Source organism: Haloparvum sedimenti, assembly GCF_001462205.1.
Lineage (GTDB): Archaea > Halobacteriota > Halobacteria > Halobacteriales > Haloferacaceae > Haloparvum > Haloparvum sedimenti.
In genome coordinates this window covers 1-17963 of sequence record NZ_LKIR01000044.1, presented here as the reverse complement: position 1 = coordinate 17963, position 17963 = coordinate 1, and the positions used below count along the sequence as shown (strand labels likewise).

Below are 17963 nucleotides of genomic sequence, written 5' to 3'. Positions count from 1 at the left end.
TTCCCGACCGGATTCATCCGGAAAGGTGTCGAAGATGCCGAACGTCGAATCGTCCATGCGGAGCGCGAACCACGTGGTGGTGTCCGGTTCTTCCTCGGCCATCGGCAGTGCCGAACGAAGGAATTCCTCGACATCGGATTCTTTGCCGGACTGTGCTTGGAGTCGAACGAGGAGGGCGACGTTTGCGTCGGTCATACTCAGTTCGTAGGTGTGTGCCCAACACACATAACTATTTATGCTAGATTCTCATCCCGATACATCGCAACACAGCACTTTCTCGAACCAGTCGTCCAGTGAGTTGAGTTTCAGTCCGAGGAATCCGATGTATTTCTGGAGGTGATGCTTCGAGACGCCCTTGAACTTCGCCAGCACTGACGAAGGAAGCTATGGCGGTTCTCTAATCATTCGAGACACGGGCTTCGATCCGGACCAGCGGGAAATAGCTGCGTTGTACTCTACCCCTTCCTATTTCCGTAACTATCGAGTCAGTCTACGTCTATGGCCGAAACAACAGCCGTCGTGCTGGGCGTGCTCATTTGCTTTGGCATCGCGATCGCCGTCCGACTAGTGATGAACCGTATAACGCTACCGTACACTGTCGTACTGGAAGTTGAGACTACAGTGGGTTTAGCGGGGCTGTAATGCGTGGTTTCGACCCAATCGACGACCGGAAACAGCTTCAAATCGACTCTCAAGCGCCCTTTCCTGTCGTACTATTAACTATATCTGTGACTTTCGGATATTCCCGGCAGCGTTGCCACTCAGAAACTCAGCATTAGCCCGGACTAAGCGACTATCTACCCGATTCCGGTTTTCTTCAGCAGCGTCAGCGTATTGTCGGCCGTCACGATCGGCGAGCGCTCGTACTCACCAGTCAACTCAACCTGCACGAGCAGATCGACCGCTCGCCAAATCGAGTAGAGCAGACAGGCGAACGCGAAGTAGAAGAACCGGAGCCCGAAATCCTTCGAGGTCGTCGCGGCCATGAACCGTTTGATCGACTTGTAGCCGCTCTCAATCTCCCATCTGTAGCCGTACTCCGTGAGGTGCCCGCTCCCTCGATTCGTCATGAACACTGAGTATTGCCGGTGATCGTCGTGTTCGGCGTTTTCTTTCCGTCGATAGACCAGCGTCGTCTCGTGCCATTCGTTCTTGCCGAGATGGAGCTTCCGGTCGGTTTCGTATCGGTCTTGGTCGCGCTGGAGTAACCGCTTTGCCTGGGCTTTCTCGCTGGTCTGCATCCGCTTGGGCACGACATACGACAGTCCCCGCTGGCCGATCATCTCCAGAACGTGCTGGCTGTCGAACTCTCGGTCCATCAGGACGTTGTCGACGTGAACGGCCGCTTCAGCAGAGTCCAAGAGATCCTCAACGATCTCCTTCCGTGATTCACCCCGTCGCACAGGTCGCGCATCGAGTACAATCGGGACAGCATTCCCGACTAACTGAACCGTTGCCCACTGGTACGCGTATTCGTCGGTCTTCTCCTTCGTTCCAAGAATCTCGTCTTCGTGGCCCGTCCTATCGCCGGTAAACGGGTCAGCTTCGGGATGTCGATCGCGACAATTCCCGCCCGAAAGAACTCCTCTGTTCGGCCGACCTCATCCAGTAGCCGGGTGACTGCCTGCCGGTACATCTCGCGAATCTCCTCAATGGAGAGGTCACGAATGTGGTCTCGATGGGCGTGCCCCAGTGGTGTCCGATCACGTGTCGACTCGTGGATGAAGCTACGAGCGCCCTCGTTAGCAGCGAGGTTCTCACGCAGCCCGAGATACGTCTGTAAGCCCCAGTAGGCATTCTCGTGAATCTCACAGCCCTCACCACGATTTAACGAGAACACCGGAAAGACGATGCGGCTGACGTGGTCGATGATCTGTTCCGCCTGTTCCAAGATGGTCCGATCGTCGGGATCGGATTCTCTGTCGTCGCCCTCTCGCTGTGGAGGTCTCCGCTCCGGATGACGTGGAACAGTGACACCTTCGTTCTGAGCAGTAATGAGAACCGTTTGTGCGGCAGTCTCGACTGTTTCCCGCAAATCGGCGGTGAAGCGCTCGTGCCAGCTTCGCCACAGTGTTGACTGGTTCGGAACGGTCTCAAACTCGAACTGCTTGCAAAGTTCAGGGTGGCTATCGAGGTATTCGACGAGTGCCGTCTCGTGATTCCATCCGTGGATCTCTTTCAGCACGAAGATGCGAAAGAGCGTGTCCATCTCGTACCGGGTCGACTTCGCGTAGCGGTCATGGGGATCGAATCTGAAGTAGGCCAGCGGTAGCGAACAGACGAACTGCTCGATTGAGTCGTGGCTCTCGTGGGCGAACCACGCGCCCGAAACCGCTCGGATATCCGATTCCAATCCCGCAAGCGATGTTCGGTCGTACAGTGGTGTCGAATGATACGCCGGCCACTCGACGTACGATTGTCGAGCGATGCTTCGAAAGACCGTTCGACGAGAGACAGGAGTCGAAGCCACTACGGGAGAGTCAGTAGGACACGCACAAGAATTCGTCCAGATCAACAGAGGGCTGGACGACTACTACAACAGGTGGCCGTACCCTTTGCGTTCGAGTTCGGCTTCCAGTTCGACGTGCATCGCTTCGACAGTTTCCTCGCCGAAGTGCTGTCCCGTCATCGCTCCCGAGATCTCCGCGATTTCAGCGTGCCACTCGCGGACTGCGTCCGCAAGCGCGGCGAGAAGTTCTTCCTCGGTCTTGTTTGCTCCATCAACTTCCTCGACGATCTGCCATCCTTGCTGGAAATTTTCGAGGACGTATCCTGTCTCCTCGAACTGAATCGCGAATCGTTCACAGACTGCTCCGAACCCGGTTTCGATGCTAAGTAACGGAATGACGTGGACGATATCCTCGTTCTCCTCCAGTTCACGGAGGTCCGCAACGGGCACAGCGGTTTCTGGAAGTACAGAATACAGCGGATCAGGCAGAAGAGGGCCGCTCTCATCGATTCCCGGAGGATCGTACTGGTCGTTGATCGGGTCGCCCTTCTCGTTCACGACCGCTGGCTCTATGTCACTCGACTCATCGCTGAGAACCTCTTTCAGGATGCCGTAGAAGCGCCACTCGTCGCCGTAGTCGTAGAGATAGCAGATGCGGTCGTACTGTTCGAGACCGAGCTGACGAGTCATCTCACCGATCGTCACATCACCCGCGTTCTCGATCCGCTCGGTACGTAATACCGGATCGCCACCAAGTGATTCCTCATACTCCTGCTGGCACTGGTATTTGACTGCGCTGTCCCAGTAGTCCTCGTCGTCGCCGACAAACCAGAGATGGCCCTGATCGAGCCCGAATACGGGGTTGATCGCCGACTGAAACTCAGCGATCGTTCTGTCTGCGCCGCCGACGATATCTCGCCACAGAGATGTCGGATCGGGGTCGAACTTGACGCGAAAGCGGTAGGCAGTCATCCTTGCATCTCCGTACCCGTGCGGAAGCTCGTGAGGTCGTCGATACGCTGCTCTAGGTCTTCGATCTCGTCTCGAAGTTGTTCAGCTTCGTCGTCATCACTGGCGGCAAGACGGTGTTTCAACCCCTGGAGCCGAGATTCTTTCACGTCTTCATCGACCTCTGCTTTCCGGACGTATTCGCTTTCCTCGATGTTGTAGACATCCGATTCAGAGAGTGTGGTCACTTCGAGTGCTTCATCGACTTTCGAGCGGTCGACGCTCAGCACACGTTCACGGTCGATACCGGCGTTTTCAAGCCGTTCCAGCATTTCTTCATCGTCTTTGAGCGAGCGATTGCGGCGACTCGTCCGCTGGACAGAGCCATACTGCCCAGAGACCGGACGGTCGTGATGGAGTCGAGCGAGAAGGACATCTGCGACCTCCTGGCGGAAGTCGTCCGCATCTCGCTGGACATCCGACAGCAGCGTATAGAGGTTCACCAGCGCATCTGTGTCCAATTCAGGGAGATCAGTCACTTCGTGACGTTCGAGTGAATCAATGAGGAGGAGCGCGTCCGAATAGACAGCCAGTCCGTCGGGTTCAACTCGGTCCTCGTCCGTGGGTTCCTGTTCCGCGTTGACTACCTGCGTCGCCGTTGCGATCTCTGATTGAGTGATGACACCAGCATCCTCATCAACCTCGAACCGTGGATGGACACTCCACACCGCCGGGTATGGATCGGCATCTGCCGGGAGACGATCAAGATCAAACCCGTTAGGGGCGTCTTCAATTCGCCGATAGAGCGTTTCGAACTGGTCGCGCTGGAGCGGCCGCGTCTCATCCCTGTCTTCGAAATGGATAATGACGCGAGCGTCCTGCACGTCAGTAATACGAAATCGGTGATGGGAGAGCGGCGTGATGAGCGTCGCACTTTCGGGAAGCTTGTCGAGTTCGTCGAGAAGCGTGTGCCAACTGGCAGTGAAAGACATATGACGTAGTTGTTCGGCAGTCCGACTAAACGTTACTCCACAGGAGATCGGAAGGTTCGCTACGAATGTAGATATTTCGTGGATGACCCGCTTGTGACTGTCCAGACCGGAGTCCTGCTCTTCCTCTCGTAGTAGTTGCAATGGTGCAACCTGCACCCACACTATTTTGATTTAGAACCAAAAACACCAATAGTGGCCCGTGTGTTTGTATGGCTACCATCAGTGATGGAGCGAGACGACTTCGAAGAGATGGCCCCCGGTGAAATTGTTCCGACAACGACCCCAAAAGGGACGTTTTCGGCGTTCAAACCAGACCCGCTACCGGCCACGATCAGCACTGACCAACTCATCACCCCGTTAGCGGAGGCAACACAATCGCTGGGTCGGCTCCACGGCATCGGTCCCCGCGTCGGGTCGCGAGAGATCCTCATCGAGCCATTCATTCGCAAGGAGGCACTGGAATCGTCCCAGATCGAAGGGACTCACGCGACCCTCTCGGATATCTACGCGTATGAAGCTGGGCAGGAGGCGCTTATTGACGAGGACAGGCGACAGGGTACCCAGGAGGTCGTGAACTATCTACACGCACTAACACACGGCTTGGATGCGATAACGGCCGGTGAGCCTGTCACTATCGAATTGTTGTGTGAGATGCATCATCGATTGCTCTCGGGTGTCCGTGGGGATGAAGCAAATCCTGGTGAGCTCCGCACGAGTCAGAACTTCATCGGCAGTACACCATATATCCAGGACGCCAGATACGTACCCCCACCACCGAACGCGATTCCGGACTTACTCGAGGATCTACTCGAATACGCGAACCAGGATACTGACCTACATCCCCTCCTCCGGGTTGGGCTCATCCACTACCAGTTCGAAACCATCCATCCATTTCTCGACGGGAACGGTCGGCTCGGGCGTCTATTGATCAGTCTCCTCTTGCAGCGGGATGGCCTGTTACCCGAACCGTACCTCTACCTGAGTTCATATTTCAACGCACGCCGCTCCGAGTACGTCGACCATCTACTGGCAGTGAGTCAGCGTGGTGAATGGGAAGAGTGGCTGCTCTTCTTTCTACGCGGTGTGCAATCACAGGCAGACGAGGCCCACCACCGGGCAAACCTGCTGGTCGACCTCCGTGAGGACTACCAGCACCGCTACCAGAGCGAGCGGTCCGAGAACATCCTCGAACTGGTCATGCGGCTCTTCGAGGACCCGTATCTCGACGTGAACACAGCAGCCGAATGGTTGGATGTCGAATACAGTACGGCGAACCGGCTCGTCGGGCAGCTCGAGGACGACGGGATACTCGAAGAACTCACCGGGAAAGAGCGGAATCGGTTCTACCGAGCGAGCGAAGTCTTCGAGATCATCAACAAGCCGATCGACCAGCTCTAGATCTTTGACCCAACGAGAGTCGAGTCGTATGCATTGAAAAGGCCGGTCTCAACTTCTGTGAGCCGGCGGTCTCAACTGAGTTCACCGTATAGAGGCGGAATCAGACTATTCTGAGGTTGCTGTTGGGGTATTGTAGAATAGCTTTCTATTTTGGAATAGTACGCTATTCAGTCGATTCTGAAGAAGCAGATTCGCGAGCTTGTTCGAATCGTTCGGCCACTTCGTCTACGAGATCTTCCTCCACGACGGTTCGGAGAAGAGCATCTGTCATTTCCCGAACGACGATGTTCTGGTAGCCCTGCTGGTTGAGCTCGCGTTCCAGTTCATACTTCAGCCAGGAATCGAAGTCCTCGATCGTAGCCTCCCGGGCGTAGAAAGGCCGCTGTTTAGCGGCCTCATAGCTGAACGCTGAATCGGTCATCGGGTTTTGTCGTTCGACGGGTTCCTGAGAGGGCATCTCCTCGTCGCCTTCCGATTCAGACGCGTCATCCGTATCCTGGGGTTCGTCGTCCGGTTCATCTTCGAGTGTCTCCCCGAGGTCGGCAAACGGATCGTCGTCAGACATGGCGGACCACCTCACCTGCCTCGACGATGTGCGCCAACTCGTCGAAACACTGCAACTGGTCACAGTCAGGGTCGTAGTCCAGCAGGGGTTTGCGCTCGCCATAGGCCTTCGTGATGCTGGTTCGGTCCCGGATGCCTGGTGAGGGTTTGAGATCGCCGGCGTCGACAGCCTCCCAGTCCGTGATTCTCGCAAAATTCGGGATGCGGTCCTGAAGATTATCGTGCGAGTTGAGACGTTCGAGGAGCTGTCGATCTTGAGTCTGCTGGTCGATACGGCCGCTCAACATGTTCGGAACCAGCGACAGGACGTCGACGTCCATATGCTGCCGAAGCGGGGAGATCTGTCGCTCGATGGTTCGCTCCAAGCCGGCCATCGCCTCGTTCCCCGGGGCGAGCGGAAGCACCAAGTTCGCCGTCGCGACGAGCGCGTTGTCCGTGAGTCGGGATCGGTACGCCGGCGAATCCGTGACGATATAATCGTACGTGTCCCCAAGGAGTGGGTCGACGACTTCCCGTTTGAGCAGCGCAGAGGGTTGGAATACGTCGCCGACGACGATCTCCCGCTCGACCTGTTCTAAGTCCTCGCTGGACGGGAGGATATCGAACTCATAGCTGGTATCGTAGACAACTGAAGTCGGGTCAGCATCGTTGAAGAAAACGTCGCCGATGGTTTCCTCGGTGTTGTGGTACTGGTCGTCAAACCCCAGGCCCACGGACGCGTGGCCGTTCGGGTCAAGATCGATGAGGAGGACATCGTGGTCGTGTGAGGCCAGCTGTCGGGCGAGGTTGACAGCGATCGTCGATTTGCCGACGCCCCCCTTCAGCATACACACCGAAACAGCCCGAGAGTTCCCATCGGTCTGTACCGAATCATATGGGCTATTCGGGCTATTTGTTCTATCTATACTATTCTTGCTATCCGAGCCACTCATACTATTCAAAAGTATTCACCCCTCTCAACTTAACTCTATGGTGAATAGTTTGAATGGTGTACTATCTATACTGTTTAGGCTATTCAAGAATAGTATTCTATCTCAAAATAGATTAGATAGAAGAGTGGAACGTAGAATCTGGAAACGATCTCTCATAGACCGGACTCAATAACGGTCAGTTCACTGGAAGACCACTCAAACAGTTCCTTGACAAAAACGAGGATCACGATTATCAGGAGGAGTGACCCCTCACTACGGGGGTTCAGATTAATCATAGAACCCTCCTCTACTGTGACTGAAGATACTCAACCACACATCTAGTATGATTTTTTATCTTTCCCAGATTTTTGGCAACCATCGGATGTACGAGATACTCGACGACACGGCGGTACAGGTCGTCCTCGCCATCAAGAGTGGCGACTCTATCCGCAATGTCGCCCAACAACTCCACACGCCGTACGAGACGGTCCGACAGGCCGTGAACCGTCTCGAAGACTCAGGATACGTCCACTATGATGACGGCCTCTCTGTCGTCAACGAGCAGGTAAGAGACGCCGCCCGCGAACTCATCGCTGCCAGTGCCGGCGGCAGTTCCCTCTCGATTGAGGAGGCGTACGTCCTCCCACAGTTTGGAGACTGGCCGTTTGCCTTCAAGCGGATCGATGCTGTCTATGTCTGGACCAGGGCGGATACCAAGTCGGTCGCAAGCCTACCGACTATCTGTTGTTCCTAGCTGTCTACGAGCAAGATATCGACGCCTGGAAAGAGTTTTTTGAATCGTTCGACCTTCCCACCGCATTCGAGCGACGGGAGACGAGTTAGAGAGGCCGCTACAGGTCGTCCTTGAGCCACGTTCGTCACTCGATGTCAATCACGTCGAAGGATATCCGGTGATCCCGAGAGGTGAGACGGTTGAGTATATGCGCGAAAACTACGCCCAGTTTCAGTCGGCACTGGAGATCCTTGACCGGATGTATGAGGGTCTCAAGCTTTAGTGAGGAGAGGTTAGAAGTCTAAAGAAATTTCCTCACTATCACCCGAGGGAAAGAGGAGATCAAATGCAGGATGCTTGTAGAGAATCTCGCGGCACTCACGGCATCGCGTGAATAGGGATTGCTCCGCATCCCAAAAATCAGAACGCATTACGACAGCAGAATCACGTGAGCCGTAATGCCCACCAGATACTGAAAAATGGTTGAACTCAAGCCCTCCACACTCCGGACAGGGATCATTCATACTTTCCCAGTCATCCCGCTTAACGCCGGAAATTGTCTGTTCGTTCTCTTCTTGATCAATAACTCGTATCGAGAGTCTCATTGGATCTCGCCTCCGCCCATATTGAGGCGAAATAAAATGGCGGTATCAGTCGATCATTCGAGCAACCACAATCAGGATCAAATACTCCTCAATACGAGGAGTGACTGTTACGATTTTAGCGCGATCGTCGTAATCAATAATATCGTATTTGGCGAGTTTTGGCAGGTGGTTCTGAATCAACCCATTATATACTGATTCATAATCTTGGGAAGTGACTTCTCGTGGTGAAGTTCCATTTTCGACGCTTCCAATCACCCTAGCCAGATGTCGGACATCAATATCCTGTTCGTACCCGAATAGGAATAAGTAATTTAATAGAAGGACTCGCCGTTCATTTCCGAGAATTCCAAGGACATTCGCAACGCTACTGGGGTAATGAGCAGTAGACGTCATACAAGATCTCCTTGAATTCCTCTCGGCGGTACATACCGATTCTGACCATCGGATTTTTGCAGGTTGTCGGTTTGAATGTACATGCTGTCTGTCTCAGGCAGCGCGGGCGCGGTGTCTCCAGCACCGCCCTCGTTTCTGAGGGGCCGCGCTTCATACCTTCAACACTCTCCCAGACCCTTAATTCTAACGTAGTAATATACTCTGTTAGACTATTGGGGAAGGATACGACTATACGAACAGATGCGTATTCGCCACACATGACTAATGAGGAATACGCTCCGAGTGAAAACGAGGAAGAAATCCTGAATGTTTTGAAGGAAGGGCAGGGTTCATCTCAACCCTGGGGACGAGCAAACCCATTATTCCTACGGGAACAGACCGGCCTAAACAAGCAGCAGGTGAATTATGCACTTAGGCAACTCATCGCTGCTGGATGGGTAACTAAGGTCACGGAGGGGCTTTATGAATTCGTTGACGATCCCCGAAATGGTAACACTTGAATTATTGATTATCAGACCGTCTCTTCCACCCAAGCAGCTGTGATTTTATTTTCCTTTGATTCCGCAGCATCATCGAGGATACGACTACACATAGATAGGACCTGTCGGATATTGCCCTGTGATGTTTGGAGAATCAAATCCAACGCCTCCTCAGAGAATGGCTCTATCCCTTCATTATCAGCAGAAGACACTCTCTCTTGATCTAGATAATCACGCACCAACTCATAGAGGTTCTCACTTGTAAGGGGTTTCAGAGCAACTTCTTCCCCAATTCGCTCACTGAACGCGTGGTACTCACTCATCACGTCTTGCCATACCTCGGGAGCACAACCAAACAGCATGCATAGTCCCGAACTGTTCTGATCCATCAGGTGCCGAATGCTGTTGAGTGTTGCCTGTTCATCCTTTGGTGAGAGTCGCGCGATGCTCTCGAACTCGTCGACGAAGACGAAAATACCCGTATAACCGAGTTCGAGGAGCATATTTTTGAGTGCAGTGAAGGCCCGAACACCCATCGTGTCGTCGTCGAGTGCGCTGTGAATTTCCATCTCCTTGCGCTGCTCGTAACGAATCCCCTCTGCGGTAAGCCACTGCCACGCGTAGAGATTCGTGTCCTCGTACACCATGTGGATAATGGCACGCGCAAAGTCGGCGAATTTCGTCACATCGCTGAGGCGGCGAATCGCCTCGGGGACAATTTCCGAGAGCAGCACATCGCCTTCGTCAATCAGCGATTCCATCCCACTGGCACCGATCGGGTTTGTGTCGGTGACATCTCTCGCCACAGATGCAAGAAACTCGTACGCGAGCTCTTGGAGTCGGTTGAAACCCAGGTCGTAGACAAACTCGTGGTAGATGTCGAGGAATCCTTCACCAGGCTGGGCGACATATCCCACGACGACGTCGTCGCGACCACGGAGGAGCGAGCGCGTGTATTTGAGCGTGTGAGACTTCCCATTCCCATACTTTCCAGTGACTACCAGATGTTTCGACTTCCCAGTAGACAACATCGACGAAACCGTCGAGCTGATCTTATCCGAAACGTGCTGCTGCCCACAGTAAATCTCGGGGTCTTCAGCTGGAACTGGACTGTATGGGAAGGGGTTCGCGTTTAGGTCGTACTGTGAGTAGTCTTGCTGTTCGTCGGTGATCGTGAATGCGTCGGACATTATGTAGCCTCCTGCGAGTATTCGATGTCGCGGTCATGCACCGCGAGGTAGTAGTATTTCTTACCGAACTGTTCAACGCCGGCCATAACCTGCTGAGTGGACTGGGATGTGCTAACTAAACCGTCCTCTTCAGAGAGCGCTATACGCTTGATGCCGAGTGCAGAATCCTTCGCAGCCGTATCCATTGGCGCTCCCGACAGCTCGAGCTTACCGACGTTCTGTCGGCAGAGCTCCAGCAGCGCTGCGTCGAAATCATCGCGAGTGCAGCCGAGTCGTTCACAGGTCTCCTCACGGAGACGTGGAATCGACAGGTAGCGCTGTCGAAGGTCAACACCTGCTCTCTCTTCAAGATCGTCGTACACGTCCAAAAGCAGGTAGTGGTAGTTAGCGGATATCGCCGCCTGGTCTACCAAGTAGTAGTTACCTGTGAACGCGTTCCGTTGGACTCGGCCCAACCGCTCAGCCCAATCCCCAAGGACCTCCACACTCGTTTGGTTATATGAATATGGGCTGAACTCTTGTGCCTCTTCCAATTGAGTCAAGAGTGTGTCTAAACCAGCGTTTTCGACGTTTTCGAGAACCTCGATGAATGTCCCGTAGTGGGGACTACGTGTCTCCAAGATTGTACTTACTTGGCTCCAGTCCTCGTCGCGAATTGCACTAAGGAATGACAAACCGACATCAGTCGTCGTATAGACTGGTTCCTCGCCAGAATCATCTTCGTCGAGCAACGAGATACGCTTTGCTTCAAGGATTGTTTCACGTGCACGGCGGTGACTTACCTCCAATTCGTCCTCAAGATCTACAGTTGACTTGCTAACTGCTTCACAGGCATGAGTCAGTTCAGCCATCCGGCTGAGAGTGACTGGCCTTACAGTTGGTCTCTCATCGCTCATGTGAGCCTCCTCATCTGTTGCTTCGCGGTTTCGTATGCCCGCTTAGTGACCTCGTTGCCGCTGAAGCGCAAGTCGAGGTACTCCTCAATATCTCGACCAGATTCGGCGACATACCGGAAGCGTCGCAGCTCGGTCGCAAGTGCCCAGAGATTATGCTGGGTCAGGGCAGTTCGGTCTTCGCGAATCTCGTCGAGTGCTTTTTGTCCACACACTGGGCAGGGACAGGGGAGCCTGTCTAGTTCCTCGATATTGCGTAGTTCTTCTCCCCCGAATCCCGGAATTAGGTAGTTCCGGTTGCCTGCACTACGAATGAAGGCCGAAGAGTCGAAACTGTCGACCCCCAAGTAGAGCAGCAGTGGTTGATAGACGAGACCTCCGAGACCATACACGTGCAGGTGCTTGTCTGTCGCGTTTCGTGCAGATAGTATCAGTTTTGTTACTTTTTTATAGTCGGTTCGTATTGGAACCATACTTCCGAGGGCATAGCCATCGAATTCACCATTCTTCTCTAAGTATTGTATGTTATTCCGGATCGTCTCTGGATCGTAACCATGGACACTCGCGAAGAGAAGGCCCTCCCCATCGTGATGGTCGCTCGCTTTGAGTGCGTACTCGATGCTTTGGTCGATTCGCCGTTGGTTTTCTGCTGCCCGATTCTCCCTTGAGAGAGGAATGTCGACTGTACCGAGGATGTCCGCGTCCAATTGTCTCTGGGTATCAAGCGTTTTTGCTGGGGTAGTGTCCACTTCTTCGTTGGCGAAATCGAACCCACCACTATCAGCGAAAACGATGGTGTCCTCGGGGACGTCCATTTCCTCCCGTAATGTTACACCATTCGATATTCTCTGCCACATTGGGTCTCGGTTGCGAATTGATCTCGCGTTGATCATCGCTGCCGAGAACTCTGGGATCGTGCCGACGTACGTCGGTGTATTGTCACTCGACCGCTTCCCGATGTTTCTGACGGGGAAGAGAACAGGGGTATCTAATTCCCCTCGGGGGAGGTCGAGTTTCCTGCGTCGATACAACATGCCTCCCGCTCGGGTAGGCTGTCCTCTTATTTAGTGAATGGGGCAATATGGACCGTTCAATAATATATCATTTATCCTAGAGTGGGGGATGGTTCTTAGGAGCGGAAGAACACGTACGATGCCACTTGGTAGTGGAGGATCACTCAGACTCAAATTCCGCTTGTGGTGGTACTTCCTCTACTCGCCGACATAGTTCTTCGATAGTTTCCGGGCGAAGAGTATCGACAGTATCGATGTATCGAGCGAAATTCTTCATATAGTGACCCTTGAGTCCAACAACGATCGTGCTATGTTCTTTTGCGTCCTCTGTCCGCGCGGGAATGGATTCGATATTGTCAAATTGGTCTTCGACAAGTTCGCGGTTGAAGACCACACCAATCCGGTCTGAACGTACCTCCTGGACCATCTCGTCGATGTCGATACTGGTGTAATAATCCTTCCCAAGGGTAAAGAATACGACATCATAATCGGCCTCTTGAAGGAGGTGTCGTAGGTCTTTTTGAATGTCGAGTTTCGCAGATCGCTCTCTTATGTCACTAACATTCATTGAGCTGAATGTTACCTCGTAGGGGGGGAGATACTCGTCTTCTGCGACAAGGCCAAATCCTGCACTTACGAAGTAACGGTCGACGTCGTGACCTTGTCGCAGAAGCCATCTAACTGCACTCTTGACGTGGTTTTGCTGGCGTCCCGTGTACAGGTCGCGTGCTGCAATACCTGGCACATTATCCCGAGCGAGGAGGTCTTCACGAGAGAATTGGAGAGTTTCCTCTTCACCGAAAATCGGCGCGTCGTCTGGTATCTCCTTCGATCCTGAACATTGGTCGATGACAAGGATGTCCAATCCGTTTTCGGTATCAATCTCAGGTGGATGAGGCACGAAGTCGTCACTAGCTGCATAGTTTTGCCCACAGACCTCGAGTATTTCATCTCGCAAGTCTCGAGGGTTGCTATTGGTGTGTACCTCGCAACCGTTTTCCCGAGCAGCCGCTACGGCTTCTTCGTCAAGTTCACCATCCAATGTGTGTACGAAGAGGTGCTGGTACCTGGCTGCTTGTTCGCCGACGTTTGCTGCCATACGATCTGGGGCGAACGAGACGAGCGACGGGGTTTCTTCCCACCACTCACTCACGCCGTTCGCATCTAGTACACCAATCTCTGCGACCGGAAGGTCATGTGTCTGAGTCCAGAATGAGGAGTGTTTGTCGCGCAGATAGTCTTCAACAGTTTCGTAGCCACTGTAGGCTGCATCCCCCTGGGTCGCGACGAGGATCTTCGGAAGGTCTTCCTCGAATTCATCGTAGAAGCGTCGTGTGTTGTGGAACCCTCGTCTCCTATTTCGATCGTTCCCCCGGAAGATGCAAACCTCGACACCGTACTCTCTACAGATTGGACAGTCACATTTCTCCCACGGACGACTTCGAAGGGTGTCTTGATACTCTTGGAGCAGGTCGTCGTCACCGATCCAAGTAGCGTAATCCCGGACAATCGCCCAGACTCGATCATAGTCACTGACAACGTACGGTTCGTTCAAAACGGTCTTCGCGTGTGGGAACCCCTCAAATACGTCTACCGCTGTGCTCAGTAGTTCGTCGTACTCCACGAACGGAACTGGAGCAGTCGGGGTATCTTCCCGCAGGAGTTTGACTAACTTACTACGGAGATTATCACTGAAGCTCGCCTGAAGCTCGCGGCCATACTCGAAATCCTCTCGGAACGCCCTTTCTATGTCCTGTAGGAGCGACTCATCATACTGATCATCGTGGCGGTGTTCCAGGAGATATTCTCTCGTCGCTGGAAGCACCTTCTCAGCCTGTTCGTACCAACTCTCGAGAGCATTACGAATCGAATCTCCTGTATCGTATGCTCGAAGTGCCACCAATGTTTCACGACCGCGTAGGGACGTTTCAACAGCTTCGTCGAGATCGTCCCGGCTCGATGGATAGCGAACTCGAATGGCATCGTAGCGTTCGTCGTTATCAAGACGATAATTCTGTCCACCGGTCCACGCCGAACGAAGCATACTCGCGCTGTCGAAACTAGTCATCCCCGACCGACCAATCGTCTCGAACGCCTCAGTCTTCGCGAAGCCGAAGACGTGAGAGTCGATACGGGTGTTGTGTTCTCGTTCGAACTGCTTGATCGTCTTCCCGACGCTCTTGACGATTCCACGAACGTCGTGAACTGGGCTACCTGCGACTCCCCCGATTCCGAGGTAGTCATAACCCATACCAAGCACTTCCTCGGTGGCCTTACTGTATGAATCAGGGTTCCATCCCTGGATAGCGACCATCAGTCGGAACGGATAGTCACGACGCTGGTAGAGGTCATACATCTCTCGGGCGTTCCGCAGCGTCAGGTCGTAGCGGAACTCGGCGTCGTGTTCGCGATAGACCGCACGTGAATCCTGTGCGAGACGGGACAGAACGGTATCAATGTCTCCCCGAAAGTCCTCAGCGATGAACGGCTCAACTTCTATATCGGGATCAGTACGAATCGTCGGCTCGTACTCGTCGACATATGAGGGCCATTCCTCTGGCCATTCCTCGATCATAACGTCAACGACGTCGGTGATGGGATCGGGGATGTCGCCTTTGTTGAGTTCTCCGTCGAACGCGCGCTCGTCAAGATAAAGCCGTCCCTTGTCCTTTCCCGACCCTAGAACGAGGTGGTCGATAGTGACGCCGACAGTAACGTCCAGCGTCTCGTAGAAGTCGAGCATATCCTCGTTCCCGTACGGTGGGAAAGGGAGCGACTTGTACCCCCAAGCCCCGCAGTCACTAATCGTCGGTAACCAATTCGGGATAGAAAGTACGGGGTCATCGTAGACACCGTACTGGGCTAGTCGCTCAGCTTTGCGGTTTGTCTCTTCGACCTGTTCGCGAGATATGAGAACCCCGTCTACTGGTGTGGTTTCGGGCTCGAAAATGTCCCAGATATAGTCCAGATCGCGCTCTTGACGGTTCAAGGTAGAGAGTTCGTCGTGTTCGAAATCGTAGTGGGAGTCGACTGCGTCGTCCCACTCAGGTACGTAGAACCGCACGTTAGATAGTCACCAGTAGTAGCGATGGGAGGGCATCCTATAAATCCGTTTGAAGTCCCTCACTCTGTAACTGGCACTAACTAACCGAAGTCAGATAGTGTAGGGCCAGTATGGATCTGTATCGAATCCCATTGGTCAGGGTACTCTGCCTCAACTTGCTCAAAAACACCGTCGCCAATCTCGGTCAGAACGTAACTACTTGACCGAATCTTCGCGAGTTCCAGGTGGACTAACCACTTGTAGTGTACTTTAGCACGTGGTACCCACGAACTGTCACTATCGACATCGGGGTAGAGATGGTCGATTCGCTCACCGAACCTCTGTGCCGCTGGTGTGTCTTGAGTTGTCGGAACGGTTTCAACTGTGAGCTGATGGAGAACTGCCAGCATTGGCAAACGGTGCTCATAAAAAATAACCATCCAGAGAAGGGCCTGTTCGGTACACGATAGCGAATCTTTCACTCCGATGCCTAACTTTGCTCCAGAATGACTCTGTTGCAGTGCAGGTTCATACGCTTCGGTAAGCGATCGCCCTCTTTCAGTTAGTTCGCCCTCATCCAGAAGGTCAAGCAGTTCCAATAGTCGAGTCACGTGCTGAACTTTTCTTGACCCCACGACACCTCTGTTGAAAGCTAATGTCCGCAGATCGGCATTCGGCTCACGCCGTCGCAACTCAAGCAACTCGCAAGCTAGCGGAAGGTCGTCCCAATCCGGCTGAACCGTCTCTAGGTGCCTGACTGACGACGTTTCCACAACTATTGGCTCTAATTTGCCAACCGCAATATAATTTCCTCACGTGATTAGGGACATAGTGAGTATGCTACCGATAATACTTAGTGAATACTGGGAGAGCCTCTTGGTGTGCATCTTGAACAAGAATCGGTCTCCGACCTTTCCGAGTCTGGTGAGAGGACACTATTCATAGGAAGGGACAACCCGATCCGAATCAGCACCGGGCACCGCCTCCTCCACCACGACGGGAAATGTAGTCGTCCACATGGACACAACTACGAAATCTCGGTGGGGGTCACTGGTTCTCTCACCCAAGATGGCTGGGTCGTAGACAAAGGAGATATTACCTCAGTAATAGATGACTGGGACCACCGCTTCCTCCTCGAGAAGGACGACCCCCTCATCGACGCCTTCGAGCAGAGCGGCGACGGTGATTCACTCGTCGTTCTCGAACACCCACCGACCGCGGAAGTGATGGGGCTCGTCTTGGAACGAAAACTCCTCGAGACACTTCCAGAGTCAGTCTCAGACATCTCAGTAGCGGTGCGGGAGACATCGGAGCTCTGTGCGGGGGCGACACACTGATGCCAGTCAGTTCGACAGCTGATGAGCAGCCAGCGGACGATGTCGATGGCGCAGCACTGCCGGTCAACGAGCTCTTCTACTCGCTCCAGGGCGAAGGGAAGCTCACCGGGACGCCATCGGTGTTCGTCCGCACCAGCGGATGTAATCTCCGATGTTGGTTCTGTGACTCCTACCACACCTCCTGGGAGCCCACCCACGCCACAATGAGCGTCGACGACATCGTCGAGGAAGTCCAGTCACACGACGATGCCGACCACGTCGTCCTAACTGGTGGTGAACCGCTTATCCACGATGACGCGGTCACGCTCCTCGAGCAGCTCGACGACCTCGGCTACCACACTACCGTTGAAACCAACGGTACCATCCACCGTGACGCCCCCATCGATCTGGCAAGCATCAGCCCGAAACTCGCCTCCAGCACACCCACCCCTGAGAAAGACCCCAAAGGCGATGGCGAGTGGGCAGACCGTCATGAAGAACGGCGCATCGACCTCGATGCACTCGGCGCACTCGTCGACGACTATAACGCACAACTCAAGTTTGTCGTCACTGGCCCCGATGACCTGCCCGAGATCGAATCCCTCCTCGCTGACGTCCGATCGACGGCAGCGAGTCGCATCCCGGATTCCGACGTGCTGCTGATGCCCGAGGGGACGACTCGAGACGAACTCGATGCCCGCCGGAATGAGGTAGCTGAACTCGCGATGGAGTACGGCTACCGGTACACGCCCCGCTTGCACGTAGACCTCTGGAACGACGCCCCCGAAACGTAACATGACGAGGACGCACTCTCAATTCGCGACTGGCGAGGTAGAATCAGACATCGACTACGAGAAGGCACAGCGGGGCGTTCGCCTCCTGTTAGAGGCCGTCGGCGAGGACCCGGACAGTAACGCGCTGACTGAGACCTGGCAGCGCCGCGTACCGGACGCCTTCGCGACACTCACCGAAGGCCAACGGGAGGCCGCGAAGCCGACGATGCGGACCTTCGACGCCGAGACGACCGATCTCGTTG

Annotated in this window: 13 protein-coding genes and 5 pseudogenes; 6 read left to right on the top strand and 12 right to left on the bottom strand. The window is 54.0% G+C overall.

Annotated elements, in window-relative coordinates; all coding sequences use genetic code 11:
• The 5 genes and pseudogenes from AN233_RS02880 to AN233_RS16120 form a co-directional block, all read right to left on the bottom strand.
• Positions 1 to 195, bottom strand: a pseudogene (locus AN233_RS02880) (antibiotic biosynthesis monooxygenase); the annotation flags it as partial.
• A 51-nt stretch (positions 196 to 246) separates the two neighbouring features.
• A pseudogene (locus AN233_RS16125) lies at positions 247 to 398 on the bottom strand (IS1595 family transposase); the annotation flags it as partial.
• 399 nt (positions 399 to 797) lie between these two features.
• Positions 798 to 2470: pseudogene (locus AN233_RS17860) on the bottom strand (transposase).
• 63 nt (positions 2471 to 2533) lie between these two features.
• Positions 2534 to 3421, bottom strand: coding sequence for an IS1096 element passenger TnpR family protein (locus tag AN233_RS02870; protein WP_058365357.1), 888 nt, complete (start codon positions 3419 to 3421; stop codon positions 2534 to 2536).
• Positions 3418 to 4389, bottom strand: coding sequence for a hypothetical protein (locus AN233_RS16120; protein ID WP_080508314.1), 972 nt, complete (start codon positions 4387 to 4389; stop codon positions 3418 to 3420). The genes AN233_RS02870 and AN233_RS16120 overlap by 4 nt, the downstream gene beginning before the upstream one ends.
• Before the next feature lie 225 nt (positions 4390 to 4614).
• Between AN233_RS16120 and AN233_RS02855 the strand changes: the two genes are divergently transcribed.
• Positions 4615 to 5787 (top strand): Fic family protein, encoded by a 1173-nt coding sequence (locus tag AN233_RS02855; protein ID WP_058365354.1) that lies wholly within the window; start codon positions 4615 to 4617, stop codon positions 5785 to 5787.
• A 163-nt stretch (positions 5788 to 5950) separates the two neighbouring features.
• On the opposite strand, the gene AN233_RS02850 is transcribed toward AN233_RS02855, so the two are convergent.
• Positions 5951 to 6352, bottom strand: a complete 402-nt coding sequence (locus AN233_RS02850) for a hypothetical protein (RefSeq protein WP_058365353.1) — start codon at positions 6350 to 6352, stop codon at positions 5951 to 5953.
• Complete coding sequence (locus AN233_RS02845; protein ID WP_080508313.1) at positions 6345 to 7283, bottom strand: ParA family protein; 939 nt, start codon at positions 7281 to 7283, stop codon at positions 6345 to 6347. The genes AN233_RS02850 and AN233_RS02845 overlap by 8 nt, the downstream gene beginning before the upstream one ends.
• Before the next feature lie 361 nt (positions 7284 to 7644).
• Between AN233_RS02845 and AN233_RS02840 the strand changes: the two are divergent.
• Positions 7645 to 8278: pseudogene (locus AN233_RS02840) on the top strand (helix-turn-helix domain-containing protein).
• A 367-nt stretch (positions 8279 to 8645) separates the two neighbouring features.
• Here AN233_RS02840 and AN233_RS16705 read toward each other — a convergent pair.
• Positions 8646 to 8993, bottom strand: a complete 348-nt coding sequence (locus AN233_RS16705; RefSeq protein WP_125919958.1) for a DUF7344 domain-containing protein — start codon at positions 8991 to 8993, stop codon at positions 8646 to 8648.
• Between the two features lie 257 nt (positions 8994 to 9250).
• On the opposite strand from AN233_RS16705, the gene AN233_RS16115 reads away from it, so the two are divergent.
• Positions 9251 to 9493, top strand: coding sequence for a winged helix-turn-helix domain-containing protein (locus AN233_RS16115; protein ID WP_004514820.1), 243 nt, complete (start codon positions 9251 to 9253; stop codon positions 9491 to 9493).
• A gap of 11 nt (positions 9494 to 9504) precedes the next feature.
• On the opposite strand, the gene AN233_RS02835 is transcribed toward AN233_RS16115, so the two are convergent.
• From AN233_RS02835 to AN233_RS02825, 4 genes are all read right to left on the bottom strand, one after another.
• Positions 9505 to 10662 (bottom strand): BREX system ATP-binding domain-containing protein, encoded by a 1158-nt coding sequence (locus AN233_RS02835; protein ID WP_004514821.1) that lies wholly within the window; start codon positions 10660 to 10662, stop codon positions 9505 to 9507.
• Positions 10662 to 11558 (bottom strand): hypothetical protein, encoded by an 897-nt coding sequence (locus tag AN233_RS02830; protein ID WP_058365351.1) that lies wholly within the window; start codon positions 11556 to 11558, stop codon positions 10662 to 10664. The genes AN233_RS02835 and AN233_RS02830 overlap by 1 nt, the downstream gene beginning before the upstream one ends.
• A complete protein-coding gene (locus AN233_RS16110) occupies positions 11555 to 12589 on the bottom strand; it encodes a tRNA-guanine transglycosylase (RefSeq protein ID WP_176696622.1) in 1035 nt (344 codons plus the stop codon). Before AN233_RS16110 ends, AN233_RS02830 begins: the two co-directional genes overlap by 4 nt.
• Before the next feature lie 139 nt (positions 12590 to 12728).
• Complete coding sequence (locus AN233_RS02825; RefSeq protein ID WP_058365350.1) at positions 12729 to 15632, bottom strand: DUF6884 domain-containing protein; 2904 nt, start codon at positions 15630 to 15632, stop codon at positions 12729 to 12731.
• A gap of 860 nt (positions 15633 to 16492) precedes the next feature.
• Between AN233_RS02825 and AN233_RS02820 the strand changes: the two genes are divergently transcribed.
• The 3 genes and pseudogenes from AN233_RS02820 to AN233_RS02810 form a co-directional block, all read left to right on the top strand.
• Positions 16493 to 16948, top strand: coding sequence for a 6-pyruvoyl trahydropterin synthase family protein (locus tag AN233_RS02820; protein ID WP_058365349.1), 456 nt, complete (start codon positions 16493 to 16495; stop codon positions 16946 to 16948).
• Positions 16948 to 17721, top strand: coding sequence for a 7-carboxy-7-deazaguanine synthase QueE (locus AN233_RS02815; protein WP_058365348.1), 774 nt, complete (start codon positions 16948 to 16950; stop codon positions 17719 to 17721). The genes AN233_RS02820 and AN233_RS02815 overlap by 1 nt, the downstream gene beginning before the upstream one ends.
• A 1-nt stretch (position 17722) precedes the next feature.
• Positions 17723 to 17963 (top strand): annotated as a pseudogene (locus AN233_RS02810) (GTP cyclohydrolase I); the annotation flags it as partial.